12 protein-coding genes are annotated in these 11,328 nt (G+C 68.8%); 6 read left to right on the top strand and 6 right to left on the bottom strand.

Going from position 1 to position 11,328, the window contains the following annotated elements; all coding sequences use genetic code 11:
- Both glgB and VM306_RS09820 read left to right on the top strand, forming a co-directional pair.
- Positions 1-1,792 (top strand): 1,4-alpha-glucan branching protein GlgB (gene glgB, locus VM306_RS09815; protein WP_325513258.1); only part of this gene is annotated, 1,792 nt, incomplete at its 5' end.
- A gap of 157 nt (positions 1,793-1,949) precedes the next feature.
- A complete protein-coding gene (locus VM306_RS09820) occupies positions 1,950-3,320 on the top strand; it encodes a neutral zinc metallopeptidase (RefSeq protein ID WP_325513260.1) in 1,371 nt (456 codons plus the stop codon).
- Positions 3,321-3,339: 19 nt separating this feature from the next.
- Here VM306_RS09820 and VM306_RS09825 read toward each other — a convergent pair whose 3' ends face one another.
- From VM306_RS09825 to VM306_RS09835, 3 genes are read right to left on the bottom strand one after another with little or no spacing between them, the layout of a single operon-like run.
- On the bottom strand, positions 3,340-4,047 hold the full coding sequence (locus VM306_RS09825) for a hypothetical protein (protein ID WP_325513262.1): 708 nt from the start codon (positions 4,045-4,047) through the stop codon (positions 3,340-3,342).
- Positions 4,044-4,490, bottom strand: coding sequence for a DUF6114 domain-containing protein (locus VM306_RS09830; protein ID WP_325513264.1), 447 nt, complete (start codon positions 4,488-4,490; stop codon positions 4,044-4,046). Before VM306_RS09830 ends, VM306_RS09825 begins: the two co-directional genes overlap by 4 nt.
- Positions 4,481-5,071: a DUF6230 family protein gene (locus VM306_RS09835; protein ID WP_325513266.1), complete on the bottom strand. Its 591-nt coding sequence runs from the start codon at positions 5,069-5,071 to the stop codon at positions 4,481-4,483. Before VM306_RS09835 ends, VM306_RS09830 begins: the two co-directional genes overlap by 10 nt.
- Positions 5,072-5,253: 182 nt before the next feature.
- Between VM306_RS09835 and VM306_RS09840 the strand changes: the two genes are divergently transcribed.
- Together VM306_RS09840 and VM306_RS09845 are read left to right on the top strand one after the other, a co-directional pair.
- Positions 5,254-6,696 (top strand): neutral zinc metallopeptidase, encoded by a 1,443-nt coding sequence (locus VM306_RS09840; protein ID WP_325513268.1) that lies wholly within the window; start codon positions 5,254-5,256, stop codon positions 6,694-6,696.
- Between the two features lie 32 nt (positions 6,697-6,728).
- Positions 6,729-7,526 carry a metalloregulator ArsR/SmtB family transcription factor gene (locus VM306_RS09845; RefSeq protein ID WP_325513270.1) on the top strand — a complete coding sequence of 266 codons (798 nt, stop codon included), beginning with the start codon at positions 6,729-6,731 and terminating at the stop codon, positions 7,524-7,526.
- 120 nt (positions 7,527-7,646) lie between these two features.
- Here the strand turns inward: VM306_RS09845 and VM306_RS09850 are convergent, their stop codons facing one another.
- The 3 genes from VM306_RS09850 to VM306_RS09860 form a co-directional block, all read right to left on the bottom strand.
- The gene (locus tag VM306_RS09850) at positions 7,647-8,633 is read right to left on the bottom strand and encodes a co-chaperone YbbN (RefSeq protein ID WP_414672357.1); all 987 of its coding nucleotides are present in this window, start codon (positions 8,631-8,633) and stop codon (positions 7,647-7,649) included.
- A complete protein-coding gene (locus tag VM306_RS09855; RefSeq protein WP_325513272.1) occupies positions 8,621-9,442 on the bottom strand; it encodes an SCO6745 family protein in 822 nt (273 codons plus the stop codon). The genes VM306_RS09850 and VM306_RS09855 overlap by 13 nt, the downstream gene beginning before the upstream one ends.
- Positions 9,443-9,553: 111 nt before the next feature.
- The gene (locus VM306_RS09860; protein ID WP_325513274.1) at positions 9,554-9,850 is read right to left on the bottom strand and encodes an MTH1187 family thiamine-binding protein; all 297 of its coding nucleotides are present in this window, start codon (positions 9,848-9,850) and stop codon (positions 9,554-9,556) included.
- A gap of 51 nt (positions 9,851-9,901) precedes the next feature.
- Between VM306_RS09860 and VM306_RS09865 the strand changes: the two genes are divergently transcribed.
- Positions 9,902-10,399 (top strand): MarR family transcriptional regulator, encoded by a 498-nt coding sequence (locus VM306_RS09865; protein ID WP_325513276.1) that lies wholly within the window; start codon positions 9,902-9,904, stop codon positions 10,397-10,399.
- A gap of 32 nt (positions 10,400-10,431) precedes the next feature.
- Positions 10,432-11,328: phosphotransferase (locus tag VM306_RS09870; protein WP_325513278.1), on the top strand; the 897-nt coding region annotated here is incomplete at its 3' end.

Here is an 11,328-nt window from a genome sequence, read left to right on the forward strand (position 1 = left end):
CTGGGCGCCGAACGCGCGCAGCGTGAGCGTCGTCGGCAGCTTCAACGGCTGGGACGGGCGGCTCAACCCGATGCGCTCGCTGGGCTCGTCCGGCATCTGGGAGCTCTTCATCCCCGACGTGAAGGCGGGGGCGCTCTACAAGTGGGAGATCCGCACGGCGAGCGGCCACGTCGTGGTGAAGGCCGACCCGTACGCGCGCTATTCCGAGGTGCCGCCCGGCACCGCGTCGATCGTCTTCGAGTCGAAACACGAGTGGGGCGATGCAAAGTGGATGAAGGCGCGCGTGGAAGCCGATCCGCTGCGCCGTCCGCTTTCCATCTACGAGGTGCACCTCGGCTCGTGGCGCCGCGTCCCCGAGGACGGCGATCGCTCGCTGACCTTCCGCGAGATCGCGCCGCTGCTCGCCGACTACGTCATCGCGAACGGATTCACGCACGTGCAGCTGCTCCCGGTCATGGAGCACCCGTTCGGCGGCTCGTGGGGCTACCAGGTGACGGGCTTCTTCGCGACGACCTCGCGGATGGGCAACCCGGACGACTTCCGCTGGTTCGTCGACCATCTCCACCAGCGCGGCATCGGCGTGCTGGTCGACTGGGTGCCCGCGCACTTCCCGAAGGACGCCTGGGCGCTCGCGAAGTTCGACGGCACGCCGCTGTACGAGCACGCCGACCCGCGCCGCGGTGAGCAGCTCGACTGGGGCACGTACGTCTTCGACTTCGGGCGCAACGAGGTCCGCAACTTCCTCGTCGCCAACGCGCTGTACTGGATCGAGGAGTTCCACCTCGACGGCCTGCGCGTGGACGCCGTCGCGTCGATGCTCTACCTCGACTACTCGCGGCCTGCCGACCAGTGGCTGCCGAACGAGTTCGGTGGCCGGGAGAACCTCGAGGCGGTGCGGTTCCTGCAGGAGCTGAACGCGACCGTCTACAAGAGGCATCCCGGCATCGTGATGATCGCCGAGGAGTCGACGGCGTGGCCGGGTGTCACGCGGCCGACGCACCTGGGCGGGCTCGGGTTCGGCTTCAAGTGGAACATGGGCTGGATGCACGACACGCTGCACTACCTGTCGCGTGAGCCGGTGCACCGCTCGTTCCACCACAACGAGATGACGTTCTCGCTGGTCTACGCGTGGAGCGAGAACTTCGTGCTGCCGCTCTCGCACGACGAGGTGGTGCACGGCAAGGGCTCGCTGTGGACGCGGATGCCGGGTGACGACTGGAACAAGGCCGCGGGCGTGCGGTCGCTGCTCGCGTTCATGTGGGCGCACCCCGGCAAGCAGCTGCTGTTCATGGGCGGCGAGTTCGGGCAGCGCCAGGAGTGGTCGGAGTCGCGGTCGCTCGACTGGCACCTGATCGACGAGGACCCGCTGCACCAGGGCATCCAGAACCTGATGCGCGACCTGAACTCGGTGTACAAGACGGCGGCGGCGTTGTTCTCGCACGACGTCACGCCCGAGGGTTTCCAGTGGATCGACGCGAACGACTCCGGTGGCAACGTGCTGTCGTTCCTGCGGGTCGGTGAGGACGGCTCGACGCTGGTGTGCGTCGCGAACTTCTCCGGGTCGCCGCACCACGACTACCGGGTCGGGCTGCCGGCGGAGGGCCGGTGGAAGGAGCTCGTGAACACGGACGCGTCGTACTACGGCGGTTCCGGGGTGGGCAACCTCGGGGGCGTCGAGGCGGAGGCGAAGCCGTGGCACGGGCGGCCGTACTCGGCGCTGCTGCAGCTGCCGCCGTCCGGCGTGCTGTGGCTGGTCCCGGAGGTTCCCGGGGTGCTGGGCGAGGCCGACTGACGCGTGCGGGGTGGTGCCGGCGCAGGTCGGCGCCACCCCGGCCCGCGGGTGACCGCGGCCGGTGAACCTGATCAGCTCGCCGCACGTTGGCATTGGTATGCGCCTGACTTCGACGAGTAGGACACCCTTCGCGCCGAGCGGCAGGCACAATGGGTTCATGCGGCACCGGAGCATCGCGCTGATCGTCGCCACCGCCCTGCTCGCGGTGGGCTGCACCGCTGAGATACCGGGGCGCCCGCGTGCCGCCAAGGTGGTGAAGAAGGAAGCCTCCACCGAGACCATCCAGGTGCGCGGCACGGACAACGGCCCGATCGACAAGCTGGCCGCCACCGCGCTCACGGACATCGACGAGTTCTGGAAGGACTCGTTCCAGAAGACGTTCAACAAGCCGTGGAAGCCGCTGACCGGCGGTTACTTCTCGGTCGACACGGCGGACGCGACCGCCAAGCCGCCGCCGTGCACGCAGAAGGCCGCGGACGTGGAGGGCAATGCCTTCTACTGCCCCGCCGCCGACGCGATCGCCTGGGACCGCGCGTCGCTGCTGCCCGTGCTGCGGGAGCGCTTCGGCGAGGCCGCGGTGGTCGTGGTGCTGGCGCACGAGATCGGCCACGCGGTGCAGAACCGCATGGGCATCACGCCGGAGGCCGAGCGCCGCGAGCCGGAGAAGTACCCGACGATCCTCACCGAGGCCCAGGCCGACTGCTTCGCGGGCGCGTTCGTGCGCAACGTGGCCGACGGCAAGTCGCAGCGCCTCGACATCGGCGCGGACGCCCTGGACAAGGCGCTGGGCGCGCTGATCACGTTCCGCGACCCGGTCGGCACCTCGCCGGAGGACGAGCAGGCGCACGGCAGCGCGTTCGACCGCGTGGCGGCGTTCCAGGACGGCTACGAGCAGAGCGCGAAGTTCTGCGCGGCGATGAGCGTCGAGAACCGCAAGTTCACGCAGCGCGCGTTCACCAACGTCCGCGACCGCGCCAACGGCGGCAACCTGCCGTTCTCGGAGATGCTGGAGTCCGTGACGCCCGACCTCGACGGCTACTTCAAGGGCCTGGCGACGGCCGCGGGCAAGACCTGGCCCTCCCCGCGCGCCGAGGCGGCGCAGACCGAACCCGACTGCTCCGGCGACCAGGGCCCCGTCGCGTACTGCCCGTCCGACAAGACGATCAAGATCGACACCAAGGAAGACCTCCCGACCCTGCACAAGGACATGGGCGACTACGCGACCGGCACGCTGATCGCGACCAGGTACGCGATGGCCGAGCTGGCCGCGCTGGGCAAGCCGACGGAGGGCGAGGACGCCTCCGCCGCCGCCCTGTGCCTGGCCGGCGCGTACACGGGCGCGGTGTTCCAGCGCCAGGACGGCTTCGGGCTCTCGCCGGGCGACTTCGACGAGGCCGTGACCGTGCTGCTGCGCTACGACTACGCGGCCCGTGACGCGAAGGGCGGCAACGCGGTCGACCCGGGGTTCCAGCGGGTGGCGAAGTTCCGGGAGGGCGTGTTCGAGGGCCCGAAGAAGTGCGGGCTCTGACCTCGCGCGGTCCGGCGGGTCAGCGCCGTTCGGCCGGGGCCTGGTCCGACACGACGTAGATCCGCGCGCCCGGGATGGTCAGCGTGCCGCCGATCAGGTCCGTGTTGCGCACCGTGACGTCGGTGAACGCCGCGAACGGCACGTTCAGCGGCGGTGGGCTGGCTGCCGTGTAGTCCACCGGGATCTTGATGCCGAGGATGTCCAGGTTGCCCTTGAGCTGCACCGTGAACAGCTCGATCCGCCCCGGCGACACCGTGGACGTGCTGCCTGGGCGTGCCGCGGTGACGAGTTTCCGGCCCGGCGAGATCTCGGCGGTCTGCACCAGGTCCTTGATCTTCATGTCGCCCGCGGTGAACTTCAGGACCTTGATGAGCTTGCCGCTCACCAGGGCTTCCGCGACGCCGACGTAGTTCAGGCCTCCCAGCTCCAGCCGTGACGCGGTCAGGGTCCACTCCCGCCCGCCCGCCGCCACCGGGGCAGGGACCGGTGGCGGGGGTGCCGGCGTCGTCGATGCGGGTGGTTCCGTGCTGGGCGGCGGGGTCGGCACGGAGGACGACACCGGCGGCGGGGTGGTCGTGGTGGTGCCGGTCGAACTGGCCGGCGGCGGTTCCGAACTGGTCGGCGCCGGTGAGGCCGACGACGACGGCGGCGGCTCGGAGCTCGACGGCGGTTGCAGCGCCAGGACCGCGACCATCGCGACCGCGGCCAGCGGCTGGGTGCGCATCATGTGGGTTGAACCCTCTGGGTCGTGTCCGGCTCGGCGTCTTCGGCGTCGTCGTCGCGGCGCTTCGCCTTCTTCGGCTGCTTGGGCTCGTCTGTCCACGCGACGGCGAGCGCGCCGCCGAGCAGGCTGAGCAGGGTGCCGGCCAGGAAGCCGCCGAGGTTGGTCACGACGAGCGCGACCAGCGACAGCAGCACCGTGACGATCCCCGCCGCGAGCCGGAACTTGGGCTGCACCCACAGCGACACCGCGCAGATCGCCAGCAACGCGCCGATCAGCAGCGCGGACGTGCCGCCGATGGTCTTGATCGAGATGACCATGTCGCCGAGCTTCACGCCGACGAACGGCGGGAACAGGATGATGAACGCGCCCGCGGCCACGAACAGGCCGGCCCAGAAGGGCCGGCCACGTCGCCACGCCGTGAAGCCTCGCCAGGCCCTCAGAAGCACTCTTGCTTCCCCTGGCGAATGGTCAGGTTCATGCCCTTGAACCTGATGGTCTGGGCCGTGGTGGCCCAGGCGGTCTGCTTGAGCCCGGTGATGTTCGCCGAGTCGGCCTGCAGGCCGAACGAGCCCGGCAGCCCTCGCAGGTTGTCCGGTCCCTTGGTCACCTTGTTCGCGTCGACGCCGATCTCCGGGTTGCCCAGGGTCAGGTCGCCCGAGAGGTCGGTGAGGTTGACGACCAGGTTGTCGGCCGACATGCCGCCCACGCCGTCCGCGGTGATGCGCATCGTGATGTCGCCGACGATCGGCATGTTGGCGACGAACACCGACTGGCAGAACTTGTTGAGCGTCGCCGACTTGAAGCCGCTGACCGCGACGACGTGCACCTGTCCCGCACCCGCGTCCACGCCACCGAACTGGACGAATCCCTGGCCCGTCAAGCTGTCGGCGGAGACCTTGAAGTTGGTGCCGGACACCGCGAACGAGGCGGCCAGCGCTCCCTGGGACATGCCGAACAGGAGGGCACTCGCACCCACCGCCCCGATGCCGACGACCCCGGCGAACCTTGCCCAGCGCGTTCTACCCATACCGCCAAACTCCTTCCACACTGAAGGCCTGCGTGAGACGGACTGTGCGCCCGAACAATCGGTGAGACAACGAAAACGAGCCCGCGCAGTCTTGAAATCACCCCTGGGGGTGAGCAGTTTTCACGTTTGGCCGCAGGTCCTTGCGACAGGCCCGCGAAGAGCACTTAGTAGTGTTCCGAGCCATGGGGATGGGACGAATCGCCGTCGCTGTGGTCGCGGCCGCAGCACTGACCGCCTGCTCTTCCGTGGTCGAGGGCGACCCGAAGGGCGAGCGCCCCGACCCTGCGAAGGTCGCGGGCCTCGACATCTCGAACGGCCCGTCCGGTACCAAGCAGGGCGTGCCGGACGCGGACCTGTCCGTGGAGAACGGCGACGGCGGGGAGATGGACCGCCTGGCCATCAACACCCTCGCCGACGTGCAGGACTTCTGGAAGATGGAGTTCCCGAAGTCGTTCATCAGCAAGACCTTCGAACCGGTGAAGCGCTTCATCTCCTACGACTCCAACGGCAAGGGCGTCGAGGTCTGCAAGCTCAACACCACCGGCGTCGCCAACGCCTTCTACTGCGCCCTCGACGACAGCATCACGTGGGACCGCGGCGAGCTGCTCCCGATGCTCAAGGACTCCTTCGGCCCGATGGCCGTGGTGACGGTCCTCGCCCACGAGATGGGTCACGCCGTCCAGTACAAGCTGGGCCAGGCGTCGAACATCGGCCCCAACACCCCGTCGATCGTCAAGGAGCAGCAGGCCGACTGCTACACCGGCGTCTACATGCGCTGGATCGCCGAGAACAAGTCGAGGCACTTCGAGCTCTCCACCGGCGAGGGCCTCAACCAGGTCCTGCAGACCATGTTCTTCATCCGCGACTCCGCAGGCACCTCGTTCGAGAAGCAGGGCGCCCACGGCAGCGCGTTCGACCGCGTCTCGGCCTTCCAGTTCGGCTTCACCCGAGGCGCGGTCCGCTGCGCCGAGATGAACGAGGCCGAGATCAACAAGCGCATCACCGAACGCCCCTTCGACCTCACCGACACCGACGAGGGCCAGGGCCGCGGCAACGCCAAGGTGAGCGAGGAGAAGTACCTCAAGGCCCTGGAGGAGTCCCTCCGCGACGCCTACAAGTCGAGCGGCGCGGTCTTCCCGGCCTTCGACAGGAGCGGCATCAAACCCTGCGCCGACGCCCAGACCACCTCGCCGGCCTCCTACTGCCCGGCGGTGAACCAGCTCCAGCTGGACCTCCCGTCCCTGGTGAAGATCGGCACACCCCCGAAGAAGGGCACGAAGGGCGGAATCGGCGACTTCGCGGCCTTCGCCGTGGTCGCCTCCCGCTTCTCCCTCTCCATCCAGCACGCGACGGGCTTCAAACTGGACGACGACGCCGCAGGCCAGCGCACGGCCTGCCTGACAGGAGCCTGGGCAGGCCTGACCAACCGCCCGAACGCGGCAGCGGGCCTCCGCCTCTCCCCTGGCGACCTGGACGAGGCAGTGGCAGAACTACTGGCAGACGACAGCCTCATCGCGTCAGACGTGAACGGCAAAGCAGTCCCCTCAGGCTTCGCACGGGTGGAAGCCTTCAGCGACGGCTTCTACCGAGGCCTCTCCTTCTGCGTCAAGAAGTACTCGGTTTGATCCGAGGATCGAGGCCGACCGATACTCGCCAGGTGCTGACCGATGAAGCCGCGAAGTACGCCTCGTGGTTCGCAAGCCTGTCCGACCCGACCAGAGTCCGCCTCCTACACCACGTGGCGCAGTCGAGAACCCCCGTGACGGTAGGCGAGCTGACCACCCTGCTGGGCGTGAGCCAGTCCACCTGCTCCCACCACGTCCGCAAACTGGCGGAAGTCGGCTTCGTGCACGTCCAACGAGAAGGCACGACCACCCTCGTCACGGTCAACCAGGCCTGCTGCACAGGCCTCCCCCACGCGGCGGACGCGGTGATGGGCGCCCTGACCACGGGAAGCACCCTGACCCCGGCCCCTGGCGTGACCATCCGCGAGATGACAGCGGACGACTGGCCAGAAGTCCGCCGCATCTACGGCGAGGGCATAGCGGCGGGCAACGCCACCTTCGAAACAGAAGTCCCGTCCCGCAGAACCCTGGAATCCAAGTGGCTGCAAGACCACCGCTGGATAGCAGAGGTCGACAACAAGACGGCAGGCTGGGCAGCAGCCACCCCGGTATCGCCCCGCGAGTGCTACGCGGGAGTGGCCGAGACGTCGATCTACGTCTCCGACGCCCACCAGGGCAAGGGCGTGGGCAAAACCCTTCTGCACCACCAGGTGGGAGCAGCGGACGAGGCAGGCCTCTGGACCCTGCAAGCAGTGATCTTCCCGGAGAACAGGGCAAGCATCGCACTGCACCACAAGGCAGGCTTCAGAACGGTGGGCCTGAGAGAACGAATCGCCCAGCAACACGGCACCTGGCGAGACACAGTCCTCTTGGAACGAAGGCGACCATAGCCAGCGAACGAAGCCGAAGGCGAGCACCAGGGCACGCTTGTCACAAAGCCGCCTGGTGGGGTGGTCCTTGATCAGCTGGCGGGGTCCGGGGCGGAGCCCCACCAGCAGTAAACCCGAAGATCAGTACAAAGCAGAAGCCAACGCACGGCGAGCAGAAGCAACCCGAGGATCATCAGCCGGGAACAACTCGAACAACGAGATCAAATGCTGCCGAACCCGATCCCGATCATCCCCGTAAACCCGCCGAACCACCCCGACCAACCGAGCAAAAGCATCCTCAACCCGCTGCCCGGCAACCTCGGCATCAGCAGCAGCCAACTGAGCCTCGAGATCATCAGGAGCAGCATCGGCCTTGGCGATCACAGCAGGATCAACAGCCTCGGCCCGCTCGGCGAACCGAGCCTGGGCGAGCCCTTCCCTGGCCAGCTCATGGCCAGGCTCAGAGGCAAGAATCTGCGAGTAGAACCCCTGAGCGGCAACGTAGTCACCAGCCTCAAAAGCCTCCTCAGCAGCAACGATCCGAGGATCCTCGAGAACCTCTTCCTCAGCGACGCCACCGGTGGCCCGAGCCTCCCCAGCCCGGATCCCCGGCAACCGCTCACGCAAAGCGTCCAGCAACCGAGCAATCCACGCCGACAACTCAGCATCGGCAATGGCGCCGGCAAAAGCATCAATGGGCTGACCAGCGGCAACGGCAACGGTGGTGGGCACCGACTGCACCCCGAACGCCTGCCCGATCCGAGGCGCCTGCTCCAGATCGACGCGGGCGAGGATCCAGGACCCACCGGACCCGGTGGCGAAGCGCGTCAGCGTGGCCGCGAGCGCCTGCGACTCCGGCGAGTACGAGGCGCCGAGCAGCACGACGACGGGCACCTGCAGGGACTGCTCGACGACGGCCTGGAACGAGGCCTCGGTGACGTCCACGATCCACGGCGCAGAACCGTTGTCGGAGGCACCAGCAGCGGGAGCAGCAGAAGCAGCGGGGGCGGCAGCCGCCTGCCGAGACGCGTCGGCGCGGGCCTTCAGGGCACCGAGATCGACGGCGCCCGAGAGCGCGGCGGACAGTGCGGCGGTCTTGCGAGGATCAGGCCTTGTCACGTGTTCCATCCTGGCACGGCTAGTTCCCGGACCGGGTCCAGGGCCATCGGGTTGACGCGCATCGCCTCGTTGCCCGAAGCGATGCGTAGAGCAAGCGGTGTCATCAGTTCGATGAACCGCGACGTGCGATCGGTTCCCAAAGCCTCCCACGGCGCGAGCGCGGCCGAATCGGTCGCGTTCTCCACCGCGGAGAGGTCTCCGGGCAGGTCGCAGTCTTCCCACTCCTCCAAAGTCCAACCACGCGCGGTGCGCATGTATGCCGGATCGAGGGAATGCTCACGCGCGTAGAGCGCAAGCGCTTGGCACGGCCCCACGTCGTGAGCCACGAGAGCAGCCACATGGCCATCACCGCGGGCCTCGCGCAAGATCGTGCAGGCGTGCCACAACGCCAGATGAGGCTCGTCGGGCCATGGCAACGCACGGTTCGCAGCGGCCAACGGCCGTCCACCCAACGGCGCCGCCAACGCTGCCTCACGCCCCAACTCAGCCGCCTCGGCGATCTCGGGCGTGTCGACGGACCCCAGCAAACGACGCAACGCCCCGTCAACGCCCTCAAGGCGTGCCTTGAGGAACTCCTCCGGAGACGCCACCGCCCACGCGTCGGGCAGAGCGCGCGCCACCATCCGTGGGGCGAAGTTGTAGAACACCGCCGTCACGAGCTCCGGCGACGCTGCCCCGAGCGGTGCGGCGCGCATGCCGAAGTACCCCATCCAACCGCCCTTGCAGCCCAGCGCGTCGGTCGCCGCGCGGGACTCGGGCGTGAAGTACGTGACGTCGTGATACGGCTCGAACCGCAACCACAGTTGTCTCGCGTCCACGCCCGACACGCTAACCCAGACGACGACGCCGCACGGGCTCGCTCACCGGGGCGGCGTAAAGCGTTCGGCCATCCGGGGAAGACCAGGCCGGGAAGATCAGGCCGGGGAAGATCAGGCGAGGTGCTCCTCGATCCGGTCGACCTTGGCCTTGAGCTGCCCGGTGTGGCCGGGCCGGATGTCCGCCTTGAGCACGAGCGAGACCCGCGGGGCGGCGGCCTGCACGGCCTCGGTCGCCTTCTTCACGACGGCCATCACCTCGTCCCACTCCCCCTCGACCAACGTGAACATCGCGTTGGTCTCGTTGGGCAGGCCGGACTCCCGCACGACCCGCACCGCCTCGGCCACGGCCTGGGCGACGCTTCCCGACGAGTCCGAACCGGACGGAGCGACGCTGAACGCGACAAGCACACGTGCCTCCTGGTGATCCCGCGGTTGTACTGACTGGTAGCTTCGGTGCCCATGACACCGCTGCCGTTCGACCCGATCGCCCGCGCGGCCGAGCTGTGGGACGACCGTGTGGGTTCCTCCACGTCGATGGCCGCCGTCACGAGCGTCATGCGTGTCCAGCAAATCATCCAGTCCGCCGTGGACGCAGCCCTCAAGCCGCACGGTCTCACGTTCGCGCGCTTCGAGGCGTTGGTGCTGCTGTACTTCTCCCGCAAGGGCGCGCTGCCGATGCGGGTCATGGGTGAGCGCCTGCAGCTGCACCCCACGAGCGTCACGAACATCGTCGACCGGCTGGAGACCGACGGCCTGGTCCGCCGCACCCCGCACCCGACCGACCGGCGCACGACGCTGGTCGAGATCACCGACGCGGGCCTGCAGCGCCGTGAGAGCGCCACCGCGGCGGTCGTCGAGGTCAACCTGGGCCTGAAGGGCCTCACCGACCGGCAGACCGAGCAGCTCACCGACCTGCTCGCGAAGGTCCGCCGGGCCAGCGGCGACTTCGAGGACTGAAATCCGGTTGAGCGCGCCGCGATGATGGTCACGTGACGGAACGGTCGATCATCGCCCTGGTCAGCGCGCCCAGCGGGTTCGCGGGCCGCACGGACGCCATCGCGGTGGACAGCCGGTGGTGGCCGGAGGCCGAACCCGTCAACCGCGCGCTGGAGCAGCTGCTGGGTGTGCCGACGAGCGTGCTCAGACTGGTCGGGGCCGAGGGCGGTGAACGCTCCGCCGGCGGACTCGTCACCTACCACGTCGAGGCGCACGGCGAACCCGACCGCACCAAGTTGCACCCCGCCGACGAACCCCGGGCGGACGCGGAGTTCCGCCTGCCCTGGGCGCGACCAGGCGGACCGGCCGAGCTGGTCGCGTGGGCCGACACCCACGTCGACCGCACCGGCCCCGCGACCCAGGTCAAAACCTGGAACCTGTCGAGCGTCCACCGGTTGACCACCTCGAACGGCACGGCGTGGCTGAAGGCCGTCCCGCCGTTCTTCGCCGACGAGGGCGACGTGATCGCGATGGTCGCCGCCCACGACCCGGCGCTGGTGCCCGAGGTGATCGCCGCCGCGCCGCGCCGCGTGCTGCTCGCCGAGGTTCCGGGCGAGGACTGCTGGGACGTCACGCCAGACCAGGTCGAACGGATCGTGCCGCGCTGGGTCGCCGTGCAGAACGCGCTGGCGGGCGAATCGCGGCTGCCGTCGTCCGCAGTGCCGATGCCGTCGTTCGGGCTGCCGGAAACGCTGGTGCACGGCGACTTCCACCCCGGCAACTGGCGCAGCAGCGGTGTGGTCATCGACTGGTCCGACGCCGTGTGGGGGCACCCGGCACTCGACGCCTGCCGGCTCATGTCGTTCAGCCCGGACCTGAGTGACGTGATCAGCCGGGTGTGGAGCGAGGCGTGGCTCGCACACCGCCCGGACAGCCGCCCGCTCGAAGCC

The organism is Lentzea sp. (assembly GCF_035525475.1).
Taxonomy (GTDB): Bacteria; Actinomycetota; Actinomycetes; order Mycobacteriales; family Pseudonocardiaceae; genus Lentzea.